Here is a 12,754-nt window from a genome sequence, read left to right on the forward strand (position 1 = left end):
GCGGCATGCGCGTTCTGGCGGTGGCATCGCAAAAGGGCGGATCGGGCAAGACGACCTTGTCTGGCCATCTCGCTGTGCAGGCGGAGCGGGCGGGCGCCGGGCCGGTCGTGATGGTCGATATCGATCCGCAGGGGTCGCTGGCCGCCTGGTGGAATGCCCGCGTCTCCGACGAACCCGCCTTTGCGCACACGCTGGTAGCACGACTGGCCGCCGATCTGGAGACGCTGCGCGGGCACGGCTTCAAACTGGCAGTGATAGATACGCCGCCGGCCATCACCATGGCGATCCAGAGCGTGATCGCCGTCGCCGAACTCATCGTCGTGCCGACCCGACCGAGCCCGCACGATCTGCGCGCGGTGGGCGCGACGGTCGATCTGTGCGATCGTGCCGGCAAGCCGCTGGTGTTCGTGGTCAATGCCGCGACGCCGGGGGCGAAGATCACGAGTGAGGCAACAATGGCGCTGTCGCAGCACGGCACCGTCGCGCCGGTGACGATCCATCACCGTGTCGATTTCGCATCGTCGATGGTCGACGGTCGCACGGTCATGGAGATCGATCCGACGTCGAAGTCGAGTGCGGAGATCGAGGCGCTGTGGTCCTATATTCAGGACCGGCTGGAAAAGAATTTCCGTCGCACCGTGTTCGCGGTGCCGACGCTGCCGGGCGGACCGCGAGCGACGGGCGGTTTCGGCCGTCGGGTGCGGGGCTAGTCATGGCGGCACCGCGCAATCCGACGCAGATCAATCCGGGTCTGCTGGCACGCAAGGGCGAGGCGCGTCCGGCGATGCGACCGCATGGGACCGGCGATGCGATCGATCCCGGCGACGATCTCGGCTGGAACGATCTTGGCGAGACGATGCCGGTTCCTGCGGTGTTGCACGAGCGTGCGAAACTGCAGGCGGCAGCCGGTGAGGCGATCACGCTGCGGCTCGACGCCGATCGGCTGTTACGGCTGCGGCTGGCGGCGACAGTGCGCGATCTCTCGCCCGAAGCGTTTATTCTCGAAACACTAGACCGGTCCCTCCCGTCGACGTCCGACATCGCGGCGCTCGTTCAGCGCCTTGCCCCCGATGGGGCCGCAAAGGGTGCGCAATGAAGACCCATTTGTTCGTATCGATCGGCCTTGCCGCGACGATGCTTGGCGGTTCGCTGGCGCTCGTTGCCAGCGGGACCATGGCGGTGGCGTCGTCGGAGCAGGGCATGGCGCAGAAGCTGGCCGGCAAAGCGGCGAAAGCGCTGGCGAAGCGGCGCGGTGACGAAGCCGTTACCTTTGCCGAACAGGCGGTCGCCCTGATGCCGGGCGATGCCGGATATCGCACCCTGTTGGGCAAATCCTATCTACAGGCTGGTCGCTTCGCTTCCGCGGCGCAGGCGTTCAGCGACGTGCTGGCGCTGGACCCGGCCGATGGTCGCGCGGCGCTGAACCTCGCACTGGCGCAGACGGCTACCGGCGAATGGGTGGCTGCGCGCCAGACGCTGAACGCCCATGCCGCGCGGATCACCGATGCCGATCGCGGGTTGGCGCTGGCACTTGCGGGCGATCCGGCGGGAGGCATCGCGTTGCTCGGCAATGCGGCGCGCGATCCGGCGGCGACGGCGACAATGCGGCAGAATCTGGCGCTCGCACTGGCGCTCGACGGGCGCTGGGTCGAGGCACGGACGATCGCGTCGGTCGATATGTCGCCCGAACAGGTCGATGCGCGACTGGTCGAATGGGCGGGCTTCGCGCGGCCGCAATCGGCGGCGCAGCAGGTGGCGGCCTTGCTGGGCGTGACGCCGGTGGTCGATCGCGGGCAGCCGGTGCAACTCGCCTTGGCAGCGCCGGGCGATGCGGCGCCGGTGGCGGTCGCGCAGGCACCGGCCGAGCCGGTCGATGTGCCGTCGGCGCCTGAAGCGGCCCCGACGCAACTGGCGGCGATCGTACGGCCGGCAATCACCTTCGCTCCGCGGCAGGAGATAGTACAGGCCCTGCCGCGCGACTATCGCGGGGCAGGCGGGCGTTCCGTTGCACCGGTTCGTATGGCCGCCGCACCGCGCAGCACGGGCGGCTATTATGTGCAGCTCGGCGCGTTCGACAGTGCGGCGGTTGCTCGTACGGCATGGCGGCGTCTGAGTCGAAACGTACCCCGGCTTGCCGAAATGTCGCCGCAGGGTATGCAGGCGAGTGTCCGTGGCGCCAGCTTCTATCGGCTGTCGGTCGGCGGGTTCGCGCGGGCCGATGCGGCGTCGCTGTGCGGCAGCGTCCGGGCGAAGGGCGACCGTTGCTTCGTTCGCACCCATGCCGGCGAACAAATTGCGAGCTGGGCCGGTCCCGAGCGGCTCGCATCGCGCTAAACCAGTTTCCCGAGCCTCTCCCAGGAGGAGGCGGCGCGTTCCGTTACAGGAACGCGCCGCCCTTTATCACCCGCACTGCGCGGCCCTGCACCGGCAGCCCGTCGAACGGGGTGTTTGCCGCCTTGCCCGCCAGCGCATCGGCGCGAACCTGCCACGGCAAATCCTGATCGACGACGATCAGGTCGGCCGGCGCTCCAATCGTCAGCGTGCCCGAATCGAGCCCGAGCAGCTTCGCAGGATTGCGCGCCAATAGCGCGAACAGGCGATCGAGCCCGATCAGCCCGTCGCGGACCAGCCCCAGTCCCAACGCCAGCAGCGTCTCCGCCCCCGCCATGCCCGGCTCCGAATCGGCGAAGGGCAGGCGCTTTGCCTCGGGTCCGCGCGGGTCATGGCCTGAGCAGAGCACGTCGATCGTCCCGTCCGCCAGCGCGGCGCGTGCCGCCCGCCGATCGCTTTCGTCGCGCAGCGGCGGGGAGAGATGCGCGAAGGTGCGGAAATCGCTCATTGCGATGTCGGAAAAATAGAGATGGGCCGGGGTGATGCCGCAGGTAACGCGGACCCCGCGCCGCTTCGCCGCGCGGACCAGGTCGAATCCGGCGGCGGTCGTCACCTGCCGGAAATGCAGCCGCGCGCCGGTATCCTCGGCCAGCATCACGTCGCGAGCGATCGCCAGCGCCTCGGCCATGGCCGGCGCCGCGGGCAGGCCAAGCCGGGTCGCGGTTTCGCCCGACGTCGCCACTGCGTCGCCTGCCAGACCGCCATCCTCCGCATGCGCGACAACGACAAGTTCACAATCGCGCGCATAGGCCAGCACCTTGCGCATCACGCCGCTGTCGGCGATCCAGCGCCGGCCGGTCGCAACCGCCACCGCGCCGGCTTCGGCATTGATCGCCATTTCGGCGAGGTCGGTGCCGCGCAACCCCTGCGTCGCTGCCGACAGCGGATGAATCCAGATGTCGGGCTTGCCCATATGCGCGGCCCGCGCGACGATGCCCGGATCGTCGAGGACAGGTGCCTGATCGGGCATCAGGCCGACGCGAACGATCCCGCCCGCACGACATGCCGCCGCATCGATGCCGAATACGCCCAAATCGACGATCGCGGGCGCCAGCAGCTTGCCCGTTATGTCGATCGGGTCGGCACCCGGCGCGTCCTGCGCAATCGTGTCGCCAGTGACCGACAGATCGCCGTTGAGAACGCCGTGGTCGGGGCAGACCAAAGTGCCGCCGGTGAAGAACATGTTCATGCCCAGCCCTCCACGCCGCGACTGCGTCGAGTGAGCACGTCGAGGCATGCCATGCGGACCGCGACCCCCATTTCGACCTGTTCGGTGATCGTCGATCGTTCGGGATCGTCGGCGACGTCGCTGGTGATCTCGATCCCGCGGTTCATCGGGCCGGGATGCATGACGATCGCGTGCGGTTCGGCGCGCTTCAGCCGTTCGCGGGTCAGGCCGTAGCGCAAATGATATTCGCGGGTCGACGGGATGAAGCCGCCATTCATCCGCTCATTCTGCAATCGCAGCATCATCACGACATCGGCACCTTCCAACGCGGCATCGAAATCGGTGAAGGGGGTGACGCCCATCGATTCGATCGCCTGCGGCATCAGCGTCGTCGGCGCGACGACGCGGACTTCGGCGGCGAGGGTGGTGAGGGCGAGAATGTTCGACCGCGCGACGCGGCTATGGAGGATGTCGCCGCAGATCACGACGCGCTTATGGGCGATCTCGCCCAACCGCCGGCGTATGGTCAGTGCGTCGAGCAGCGCCTGGGTTGGATGTTCGTGCCAGCCGTCGCCAGCGTTCAGCACCGGGCAGTCGACCTTGTCGGCGATCAGCTGCACCGCGCCCGACGAACTGTGGCGGATGACGATGACGTCGGCGCGCATCGCGTTGAGGGTGACGGCGGTGTCGATCAGCGTCTCGCCCTTCTTCACGCTCGACTGGCCGGCATGCATGTTGACGACGTCTGCGCCGAGCCGCTTGCCGGCGATCTCGAACGACAGCAGCGTGCGCGTGCTGTTCTCGAAAAAGGCGTTGATCTGCGTCACGCCGTCCAGCCAGTGGTCGCTGGGACCGCGGCTGCGATTGGCGTCGATCCATTGTTCGGCTTCGTCGAGCAGGAACAGGATCTCATGGGGCTGCAACCCCTCGATCCCGGTCAGGTGGCGATGCGGGAAAACGGCACCCCCATCGATCATGGCGGCGGGGCGGTGGTCTGAGCTAGGCATCGAAGCGACCGGTTAAGCCGGAGGGCGCGCGCGCGCAAGCTCAGGCGAGCGGAACGTTGACCAGCGCGTCGATCGCACCTTGCAGAATATAGGCGGCGGCGAGTTTGTCGACGCGTTCGGCGCGTTTGGCGCGGCTCAGATCCTCGGCGATCATCTGTCGTTCGACCGCGACCGTCGACCAGCGTTCGTCCCACAGGAAGATCGGCATGCCGGTATCGTCAAGATTGCGGGCAAAGGCGCGGACCGATTGCGTCCGCGGCGAATCGCTGCCGTCCATGTTAAGCGGCAGGCCGATGACGATGCCGCGCACCGATTGTTGCCGGATCAGCGTCCCGAGTTGCGCCTTGTCGGCGGTGAATTTCGTGCGGTTCACCAGCACAGCCGGGCTAGCGAAACTCCACCCGGCGTCGCACAAAGCCGTGCCGATCGTCTTGGTGCCGACGTCCAGCCCGATCAGCCGTCCGCCATCGGGCAGCGCGTCGCGAAAGACGGCGCGGTCTTCGGTAATCATCGTTTCTCCCAAGCCGCCAACCGGCGCAGTGCATCGGCGCGGACATCCGCCCAAAACAGGCTGTAATCATAGACGTGCCAGTTGTTGCCCGGCAGTACATAGGGGCCGAGATCGGGCGGATTGTCGCCGATCAGCAGGAAACCGCGTTCGTCGCACCGTGCGGGGACCAGTCCCGGTGCCATGGTCGCGTCGGTCAGTTCTTTGTCGGGGATCAGCGTGCCTCGGTTGGCGGTAGCGGGCGCGGCGGCGTTGGCTGTGCCGGTCAACGGGTTGGTGCAGACCATCGCCGTGCCCTTTCGCGGGTTGCCGTCGAAACCGGTCGAGGCATCATATTGCTCGACGACCAGCGTCGGGTCGGCAGGTTCGGCGAAGCTTTGCCATGACAGGATGCAACCGGCCTGATCGGCAGTGGCGCATTCGGGCAGGGCGAGCGCGGTGAGGTCGGTCACCCTCGATATCGGCCAGCCGACGACATAGGCGGCGACGATCCGGCTGGCGAGGGGGGTGCCGGCGACTTTCTCGCGCAGCAAGCGCGTGAGGTGGAGGGCGCCTTGGCTATGCCCGGCAAGGATAATCGGCCGTTCGGGGTCGGCTTCGGCAACGAAGGTATCGAACGCGGCCGACACGTCGCGATAGGCGAGGTCGAGCGCCTGGGTAGCAGCGGCATCGCTGGTCAGGAACGCGCCGAACGTCGCCTGCCGATAGCGCGGTGCCCAGACCTGCCCGGCGCCGCTGAACGCGCTGGCCTGTCCGCGCAAGAACACCTGCGCGCGACCATTGGTCTCGCTGTCGTCCAGCGCGGCGTTCCACCGGTCGGTCCCGACGAACGAAGTCGGATGGATGAAGAAGATTTCGGCATTGCCGGGTGCCGTCCTCGTGACGCCCTGCGGCAGCCAGTCGATCGGTGTGTTGGTCAGTCCCGGCCGCGCGAACCACATGGCGCGGTCGGCATAGGCGTTGGCGGGCATCGCCGGTTCGGCGCGGAACGCGACGCTCGGCACCATCGCGCGGCGCAACAGGTCATTGCCGAACAGGCGAAACGCGAACAGCGCCGCGATCGCGAGGACGATCAGCGCCGCCACGACATACAGGAACTTGCGCGCCAAACCGATCTCCGCTGGTGATTGCGCCTTGAGTGCGGGAAGCGGCGTTCCCGTGCAACCGCTTTGCGGTGCTTGTGGGGGGCGCGGCGGGATGCTAGCCGCCGTGCCATGTCCGTCGAACCTGCAACCGTCAAACGCGTGGCCGGCCTTGCCCGTATCGCGATCACCGATGCCGAAGCCGAAAAGCTGGCACCCGAACTCGGCAATATTCTCGGCTTCATCGAGCAATTGGGCGAGGTCGATACCAGCGGCGTCGAGCCGATGACCGCCGTCATCCCCAATCATCTGCGCTTGCGCGACGATGTCGTCACCGATGGCGATGTGCGCGACCGCGTGCTCGCCAATGCGCCGCAGGGCGAGCATGGCTTTTTCACCGTTCCGAAAGTGATCGAATAGTGTCGAACCTGACCGACCTTGGCGTCGCCGCGATCCGCGACGGCGTGCGCGGCGGCGAATTTTCCGCCCGCGACGTCGCCGATGCGTTCATCGACGCGGTTGCCGCTGCGAAGCCGCTCAACGCCTTCCTCGTCGAAACCCCCGACTATGCCCGTGCCGCCGCCAAGGTGGCCGACGATGCGCGCGCCGCTGGCGAGACGCTGAAGCCGCTGGCCGGCGTGCCGATCGGCATGAAGGACCTGTTCTGCACGCAGGGCGTCGAGACGACGGCGGCGAGCGGCATTCTGAAGGGGTTCGTTCCCCAGTATGAATCGACCGTTTCCGGCAATCTGTGGAATGCCGGTGCGGGGATGCTGGGCAAGCTGAACCTCGACCAGTTCGCGATGGGGTCGTCCAACGAAACCAGCGCGTTCGGTAACGTCATTTCGCCATGGCGGCGGCCGGGCGATACAGCGCCGCTGGCACCCGGCGGTTCGTCGGGCGGGTCGTCGGCGGCGATCGCGGCGCGGCTGTGCCCGGCGGCGACCGGCACCGATACCGGCGGTTCGATCCGCCAGCCGGCCGCGTTCGTCGGCATCACCGGCATCAAGCCGACCTACGGCCGCTGCTCGCGCTACGGCGTGGTCGCCTTCGCCTCCTCGCTCGATCAGGCCGGGCCGATGGCGCGCGACGTGCGCGACTGCGCGATCATGCTGGAGGCGATGGCCGGATTCGATCCGAAGGATGCGACGTCGCTCGACCTGCCCGTGCCCGCATGGGAAGCAGGGCTGAACGCCGACCTGCGCGGCAAGCGCGTCGGCATTCCGAAGGAATACCGCGTCGACGGAATGCCGGCGGAGATCGAGGCGCTGTGGCAGCAGGGTATCGACTGGCTGAAGGATGCCGGGGCGGAAATCGTCGAGGTCTCGCTGCCGCATACCAAATATGCGCTGCCGGCCTATTACATCATCGCGCCGGCCGAAGCGTCGTCGAACCTCGCGCGCTATGATGGCGTGCGCTATGGCCAGCGGGTGTTGCCCGATGGTGCCGGCTTGCAGGACATGTACGCCGCGACCCGCGCCGCCGGCTTCGGCGACGAGGTGAAGCGCCGGATCATGATCGGCACCTATGTGCTCTCCGCCGGCTTTTACGACGCCTATTATACGCAGGCGCAGAAGGTGCGGACGCTGATCGCGCGCGATTTCGAACAGGCGTTCGAACAGTGCGACGTGCTGCTGACCCCGACCGCGCCGTCGGCCGCGTTCGCGCTCGGTGAGAAGAGCGCCGATCCGATTGCGATGTACCTCAACGACGTCTTCACCGTGCCGTCGTCGTTGGCAGGGCTGCCCGCGATGAGCGTGCCGGGTGGCGTCGACAAGGACGGCCTGCCGCTGGGGTTGCAGGTCATCGGCAGGCCGCTGGACGAGCAGGGCGTGCTGAACGCCGGGCTGGCGATCGAGCAGCGGGCCGGGTTCGTGGCTCGCGCAGATAAGTGGTGGTGATTGGCCGCGCCGCCTGCGTGCGGTGCGAGAGGAATGCGAAATGACTGAATCAAACTACCGCATCCGTGGCGCGACCGGCGACTGGGAGGTCGTGATCGGCCTCGAAGTCCATGCGCAGGTCACCTCGAACGCCAAGCTGTTCTCCGGCGCGGCAACGGCGTTCGGGGCCGAGCCGAATACGCAGGTGTCGCTAGTCGACGCGGCGATGCCGGGCATGTTGCCGACCCCGAACCGCGAATGCATTCGGCAGGCGGTGCGGACCGGCATGGCAATCGATGCGGTCATCAACAAATGGTCGCGCTTCGACCGCAAGAATTACTTCTATGCCGATCTGCCGCAGGGCTATCAGATCAGCCAGCTCTACCATCCGCTGGTCGGGGAAGGCGTGGTCGAGATCGTGCTCGACGAAAAGGACCCGAACAGCGTCCCCAAGGCAATCGGGGTCGAGCGCATCCATGTCGAGCAGGATGCCGGCAAGCTGATGCACGACCAGCACCCGACGCGTTCCTATGTCGACCTGAACCGCTCGGGCGTGGCGCTGATGGAAATCGTTAGCCGTCCCGACATGCGTTCTCCCGCCGAAGCAGGGGCTTACCTGTCGAAGCTCCGAACGATTCTCCGCTACGTCGGGTCGTGCGACGGCAATATGGACCAGGGGTCGATGCGCGCGGACGTCAACGTATCGGTGCGGCGTCCAGGCGAGGAATTCGGCACCCGGACCGAGACGAAGAACGTCAATTCGGTGCGCTTCGTCATGGCCGCGATCGAATATGAAGCGAACCGGCAGGTCGCGGTGCTCGAGGATGGCGGTCGCATCGTGCAGGAAACCCGCCTGTTCGATCCGGACAAGGGCGTCACGCGGTCGATGCGGTCGAAGGAAGACGCGCACGATTATCGCTATTTTCCCGATCCCGATTTGTTGCCGCTCGAACTCGACGATGCGTTCCTTGAGGAATGCCGCGCGTCGCTGCCCGAACTGCCCGACGCCAAGCGCAAGCGTTATGAGGGCGAACTCGGCCTTTCGGCATACAACGCTGCGGTGCTGACCGCCGAGGTCGAAACGGCGCGCTGGTTCGAGGCACTGCTGGCGGAATGCGGTTCGGACGTGCCGGCAAAGTCGGCTGCCAACTGGTTGATTTCCGACCTGTATGGTGCGCTGAATCGTTTGGGCAAGACCATCGGCGACAGCCCGGTATCGCCGGCGCAGGGCGCGGAACTGCTCAAGCTGGTCGCCAACGGCACGCTGTCGGGCACGCTGTCGAAGCAGGTGTTCGAAATCATGCTCGAAACCGGGCAGGGGGCAAATGCCATCGTCGAAGAGCGTGGGCTGAAGCAGACCAGCGACACCGGCGCGATCGAGGCGGTGATCGCCGAGGTCATGGAAAAGAATGCCGACAAGGTAGCCGACTATCGCGGCGGCAAGGACAAGCTGTTCGGCTTCTTCGTCGGCCAGACGATGAAGGCAATGGGCGGCAAGGCCAATCCCGGCGTGGTCAACGATCTGCTGAAGAAGGCGCTGGGATGATGAAGACGACGCGACGCGCGCTGCTGGTGGCATTGGCCTGTGTCGGGCCGGCATGGGCCCAGACGCCCGCTCCGCAACCGCCCGCCGAACCGCCGCTGCCGCGTGTCGCGATTGTCACCACTGCCGGCACGCTGACCGTCGAGGTCGAAGTGAAGCGTGCGCCGATCACCGCCGCCAATTTCCTGCGCTATGTCGACCAGAAAAGGCTAGACGGCGTCAGCTTCTACCGCATCGTCAAGGTCGGTCCGGAATTCGGCTTCGTCCAGTTCGGTCCGCATACCGATGCCAAGAAGATGCTGCCCCCGATCAAGCATGAACCGACGACGCAAACCGGCCTGTCGCATACCGATGGCACGTTGTCGGTCGCGCGACTGGGAGTTGGTACCGCGCGCGGCGAGTTTACGATCTCGGTCGGCGATCAGCGTCGCGCGTTGGACGCGGCACCGGGCGTGCCGGCGGACGGGCAGGGCTATGCCGCCTTTGCCCGCATCGTCGACGGTCGCGATGTACTGCTGAAGATCCTCGACACGCCAGTCGATCCGGCAAAGGCGAGCAACGGTGCTTTCAAGGGGGAGATGCCCGCCGCGCCGGTGAAGGTCGTTAGCGCGCGGCGGGTTGCGAGTTAGCGGGAAGCGTTGATTACCGGCCGGAAAGGGTGGGTCGGTTTGCGCCGGAGCGTAACCCGCGCCGCAAGCCCGGCCCCCCGTAGCAGCTTCTTCGTCGAGGAAGGTGCGCCGGACGCGGCAGAATTACTGCCCGTCCCCCTCTTGATTGCGGACCACCCCGCCGGAACCGCCTGCCGTATCCGGCGAGACGGTCGGTTCGGTCGGCGACGTCGCGCCGATATCGGTTCCGCCGCGCTCGACGTCACCGTTGACGGAGTCGACCGCCTTCTCGATGTCGCTGCGACGATCGGTTTCGCCCTCGGGCGGGCTGTCTGGATGGCTGCTGCGATCGCGATCGCTCATGTCAGTTTCCTTTCATCACGGGTTGGCCGGGTACCGGGGTTACGCCCGGATCGCCGCCGGGCGTCGGGCTGGGCACGTCGATGTCGGGGCCGGGCACGTCGATTTCGGGCGGCGGCGCAGTCGGTTGGCCGGGTTCAGTCTGCGGAACGGGCTGTTCGGGCGGCGGCGCGGTCGGCGCAACACCCGGATCGGGCGCGGGGGTTTCGGCGGGGATCGGTGGTTCGACGGGCATGGAAATCCTCTCCTTCGCCCTACCCAACGCGTCCGATGGATGCGGGTTGCGGTCGCATTGCAACTCTGCGAAGCGTGGCGACTTGCCCCGGCGTGCATGGCTGCTATAGACGCGCCCGTGCCGGCGGCGTCCGCTCGGCGGGCGTGGCGGAACTGGTAGACGCGCTGGATTTAGGTTCCAGTATCGAAAGATGTGGGGGTTCGACTCCCTTCGCCCGCACCAGTGACGCCGCCGCCCGGTCGAGGCTGGAGCCGCCCCGAATCGATTACTTTGACGAAAGCTTCGAGAATGCAGACTGTCGAGACGTTGAACGAGGGCCTGAAGCGCGCCTACACGCTGACCATCACCGCGGCCGAGGTGGACGCGAAGGTCGATGCCGAAGTGAAGCGCGTTGCGCCGACCGTGAAGATGCCCGGCTTCCGCCCCGGCAAGGTGCCCGCGAACCTGATCCGCAAGATGCACGGCGAAGCGCTGTCGCAGGACGCGCTCAACAGCTCGATCCAGGACGGCATTCAGACGCTGATCGCGGAACAGAAGCTGCGCCCGGCCACCGCGCCGCAGGTTTCGCTGGACGGCACCTATGCGCCCGGTCAGGACGCTGCGGTCAACGTTTCGCTCGAAGTGCTGCCCGACGTGCCGGCCCCGGCGATCGACGGGCTGAAGCTGGAGCGCCTGACCGTTCCGGCCGACGAATCGGTCGTCGATCAGCAGCTCGAACAGCTCGCCAGCAACAACAAGCGGCATGACGAAGCCGAAGAAGGCCATGAAGCGGCGACCGGCGATCTGGTCGTCATGGATTTCGTGGGCAAGGTCGACGGCGTTGCCTTTGACGGCGGCACGGGCGAAGGCATGTCGATCGAGATCGGCTCTGGCCGTCTGATCCCCGGCTTCGAAGACCAGCTGGTCGGCGTCAAGAAGGGCGACGAGAAGACGATCGACGTCACCTTCCCCGAAGATTATCAGGCCGAAAACCTGAAGGGCAAGGCCGCGACCTTTGACCTGAAGATCACCGACGTGAAGGTCCCGGCCGAAGGCGGCCCGGACGACGAGTTCGCCAAGTCGCTGGGCCTCGAGAGCCTCGAGCAGCTGCGCGGCCTCATCAAGGGACAGATCGAGCAGGAACTGAACGGCCTGACCCGCACCCATATGAAGCGCAAGCTGCTCGACCAGCTCGCTGCCGGCCATGATTTCGAAGTGCCGCCGTCGATGGTCGAGGCGGAGTTCGAGCAGATTTGGGCGCAGCTTCAGCACGAAGCCGGCCATGAAGCCGATCCCGAAGCGGCGCGCGCCGAACTGGAAGCGGAGCGTGAGGATTACCGGCAGATCGCCGTCCGTCGCGTTCGCCTTGGCCTGCTGCTGTCGGAAATCGGGCAGGCCAACGGCATCGAGGTCAGCCAGCAGGAAATGCAGCGCCTAATCATGCAGGCTGCGCAGCAGTACAGCCCGCAGGATCGTCAGCGCTTCATGCAGTATGTCCAGCAGGAGCCGATGGCGGCCGCCCAGCTGCGCGCCCCGCTGTACGAGGACAAGGTCGTCGACTTCCTGTTCGGCAAGGCGGAGATCACCGACCGCGAAGTGACGCGCGAGGAACTGGAAGCCGAGATCGAGAGCGAAGAAGGCGCGGTGCCGCATGTGCATGGCCCGGGCTGCGGTCACGACCACGGCCATGATCACGATCATGACCATGCCGAAGCCACGCCGGTGACCGCGAAGGACATCGAGCCGGCCGCGCCCGACGCACCCGCCGAGGCCGAAGCGCCGAAGAAGAAGGCCGCGACCCGCAAGACGCCGGCAAAGAAGGCCGAAGCGGCTCCGGCCGAAGAGGCTGCGGACGCTGCCGAGGGCGACGCCGCTCCGGCTCCGGCGAAGAAGCCTCGCGCGAAGAAGAAGGTCGAGACCGAAGCCAGCGAAGGCTGATCCCTCGCGATCGAACGGCGTGAAGGCCGTCCGCTTCCTGAACGGGAGCGGGCGG

General features: G+C 66.7%; 14 protein-coding genes and 1 tRNA gene. 9 read left to right on the plus strand and 6 right to left on the minus strand.

The annotated features are described in order from the left end of the window. Positions 1 to 5: 5 nt before the first annotated feature. From AAIO73_RS00785 to AAIO73_RS00795, 3 genes are read left to right on the plus strand one after another with little or no spacing between them, the layout of a single operon-like run. The gene (locus tag AAIO73_RS00785; protein WP_345875585.1) at positions 6 to 710 is read left to right on the plus strand and encodes an AAA family ATPase; all 705 of its coding nucleotides are present in this window, start codon (positions 6 to 8) and stop codon (positions 708 to 710) included. Between the two features lie 2 nt (positions 711 to 712). Then, positions 713 to 1,096 carry a hypothetical protein gene (locus tag AAIO73_RS00790; protein WP_345875586.1) on the plus strand — a complete coding sequence of 128 codons (384 nt, stop codon included), beginning with the start codon at positions 713 to 715 and terminating at the stop codon, positions 1,094 to 1,096. Then, the gene (locus AAIO73_RS00795; RefSeq protein WP_345875587.1) at positions 1,093 to 2,334 is read left to right on the plus strand and encodes a tetratricopeptide repeat protein; all 1,242 of its coding nucleotides are present in this window, start codon (positions 1,093 to 1,095) and stop codon (positions 2,332 to 2,334) included. The genes AAIO73_RS00790 and AAIO73_RS00795 overlap by 4 nt, the downstream gene beginning before the upstream one ends. A gap of 43 nt (positions 2,335 to 2,377) precedes the next feature. Here the strand turns inward: AAIO73_RS00795 and AAIO73_RS00800 are convergent, their stop codons facing one another. Genes AAIO73_RS00800 through AAIO73_RS00815 form a run of 4 tightly spaced genes read right to left on the minus strand, consistent with a single transcriptional unit; the run spans position 2,378 to position 6,183 of the window. Beyond that, entirely contained in the window at positions 2,378 to 3,580 is a 1,203-nt protein-coding gene (locus AAIO73_RS00800) for a dihydroorotase (RefSeq protein WP_345875588.1), read from the minus strand. Then, positions 3,577 to 4,566, minus strand: coding sequence for an aspartate carbamoyltransferase catalytic subunit (locus tag AAIO73_RS00805; protein ID WP_345875589.1), 990 nt, complete (start codon positions 4,564 to 4,566; stop codon positions 3,577 to 3,579). Before AAIO73_RS00805 ends, AAIO73_RS00800 begins: the two co-directional genes overlap by 4 nt. 40 nt (positions 4,567 to 4,606) lie before the next feature. Continuing rightward, positions 4,607 to 5,077, minus strand: coding sequence for a Holliday junction resolvase RuvX (gene ruvX / locus AAIO73_RS00810; protein ID WP_345875590.1), 471 nt, complete (start codon positions 5,075 to 5,077; stop codon positions 4,607 to 4,609). Beyond that, positions 5,074 to 6,183 (minus strand): DUF3089 domain-containing protein, encoded by a 1,110-nt coding sequence (locus tag AAIO73_RS00815; protein ID WP_345875591.1) that lies wholly within the window; start codon positions 6,181 to 6,183, stop codon positions 5,074 to 5,076. The genes ruvX and AAIO73_RS00815 overlap by 4 nt, the downstream gene beginning before the upstream one ends. A 105-nt stretch (positions 6,184 to 6,288) precedes the next feature. Here AAIO73_RS00815 and gatC point away from each other — a divergent pair, with 105 nt between their 5' ends. The 4 genes from gatC to AAIO73_RS00835 are packed head-to-tail and all read left to right on the plus strand — an operon-like array spanning position 6,289 to position 10,208. Continuing rightward, on the plus strand, positions 6,289 to 6,576 hold the full coding sequence (gene gatC, locus AAIO73_RS00820) for an Asp-tRNA(Asn)/Glu-tRNA(Gln) amidotransferase subunit GatC (RefSeq protein WP_056399654.1): 288 nt from the start codon (positions 6,289 to 6,291) through the stop codon (positions 6,574 to 6,576). Beyond that, positions 6,576 to 8,057, plus strand: coding sequence for an Asp-tRNA(Asn)/Glu-tRNA(Gln) amidotransferase subunit GatA (gene gatA / locus AAIO73_RS00825; protein WP_345875592.1), 1,482 nt, complete (start codon positions 6,576 to 6,578; stop codon positions 8,055 to 8,057). The genes gatC and gatA overlap by 1 nt, the downstream gene beginning before the upstream one ends. 40 nt (positions 8,058 to 8,097) lie before the next feature. Next, a complete protein-coding gene (gatB, locus tag AAIO73_RS00830) occupies positions 8,098 to 9,582 on the plus strand; it encodes an Asp-tRNA(Asn)/Glu-tRNA(Gln) amidotransferase subunit GatB (RefSeq protein WP_345875593.1) in 1,485 nt (494 codons plus the stop codon). After that, positions 9,579 to 10,208, plus strand: a complete 630-nt coding sequence (locus tag AAIO73_RS00835; RefSeq protein ID WP_345875594.1) for a peptidylprolyl isomerase — start codon at positions 9,579 to 9,581, stop codon at positions 10,206 to 10,208. The genes gatB and AAIO73_RS00835 overlap by 4 nt, the downstream gene beginning before the upstream one ends. 123 nt (positions 10,209 to 10,331) lie before the next feature. Here AAIO73_RS00835 and AAIO73_RS00840 read toward each other — a convergent pair whose 3' ends face one another. Both AAIO73_RS00840 and AAIO73_RS00845 read right to left on the minus strand, forming a co-directional pair. Then, entirely contained in the window at positions 10,332 to 10,550 is a 219-nt protein-coding gene (locus AAIO73_RS00840) for a hypothetical protein (RefSeq protein ID WP_345875595.1), read from the minus strand. A gap of 1 nt (position 10,551) precedes the next feature. Further along, positions 10,552 to 10,782, minus strand: coding sequence for a hypothetical protein (locus AAIO73_RS00845; RefSeq protein ID WP_345875596.1), 231 nt, complete (start codon positions 10,780 to 10,782; stop codon positions 10,552 to 10,554). A 137-nt stretch (positions 10,783 to 10,919) separates the two neighbouring features. Between AAIO73_RS00845 and AAIO73_RS00850 the strand changes: the two genes are divergently transcribed. Both AAIO73_RS00850 and tig read left to right on the plus strand, forming a co-directional pair. Next, positions 10,920 to 11,004, plus strand: a tRNA-Leu gene (locus AAIO73_RS00850). Positions 11,005 to 11,070: 66 nt separating this feature from the next. Further along, the gene (gene tig, locus AAIO73_RS00855; RefSeq protein ID WP_345875597.1) at positions 11,071 to 12,699 is read left to right on the plus strand and encodes a trigger factor; all 1,629 of its coding nucleotides are present in this window, start codon (positions 11,071 to 11,073) and stop codon (positions 12,697 to 12,699) included. Positions 12,700 to 12,754: the final 55 nt, after the last annotated feature.

Origin of the sequence: Sphingomonas epibiotica, from assembly GCF_039615155.1 — a bacterium.
Classification (GTDB): domain Bacteria; phylum Pseudomonadota; class Alphaproteobacteria; order Sphingomonadales; family Sphingomonadaceae; genus Sphingomonas.

Excerpts from the sequence above, each read along its gene's own strand:
- AAIO73_RS00785 (WP_345875585.1), top strand. The coding sequence starts at position 6 with ATGCGCGTTCTGGCGGTGGCATCGCAAAAGGGCGGATCGGGCAAGACG.
- AAIO73_RS00790 (WP_345875586.1), top strand. The coding sequence starts at position 713 with ATGGCGGCACCGCGCAATCCGACGCAGATCAATCCGGGTCTGCTGGCA.
- AAIO73_RS00795 (WP_345875587.1), top strand. The coding sequence starts at position 1,093 with ATGAAGACCCATTTGTTCGTATCGATCGGCCTTGCCGCGACGATGCTT.
- AAIO73_RS00800 (WP_345875588.1), bottom strand. The coding sequence starts at position 3,580 with ATGAACATGTTCTTCACCGGCGGCACTTTGGTCTGCCCCGACCACGGC.
- AAIO73_RS00805 (WP_345875589.1), bottom strand. The coding sequence starts at position 4,566 with ATGCCTAGCTCAGACCACCGCCCCGCCGCCATGATCGATGGGGGTGCC.
- ruvX (WP_345875590.1), bottom strand. The coding sequence starts at position 5,077 with ATGATTACCGAAGACCGCGCCGTCTTTCGCGACGCGCTGCCCGATGGC.
- gatC (WP_056399654.1), top strand. The coding sequence starts at position 6,289 with ATGTCCGTCGAACCTGCAACCGTCAAACGCGTGGCCGGCCTTGCCCGT.
- gatB (WP_345875593.1), top strand. The coding sequence starts at position 8,098 with ATGACTGAATCAAACTACCGCATCCGTGGCGCGACCGGCGACTGGGAG.
- AAIO73_RS00835 (WP_345875594.1), top strand. The coding sequence starts at position 9,579 with ATGATGAAGACGACGCGACGCGCGCTGCTGGTGGCATTGGCCTGTGTC.
- AAIO73_RS00840 (WP_345875595.1), bottom strand. The coding sequence starts at position 10,550 with ATGAGCGATCGCGATCGCAGCAGCCATCCAGACAGCCCGCCCGAGGGC.
- AAIO73_RS00845 (WP_345875596.1), bottom strand. The coding sequence starts at position 10,782 with ATGCCCGTCGAACCACCGATCCCCGCCGAAACCCCCGCGCCCGATCCG.
- tig (WP_345875597.1), top strand. The coding sequence starts at position 11,071 with ATGCAGACTGTCGAGACGTTGAACGAGGGCCTGAAGCGCGCCTACACG.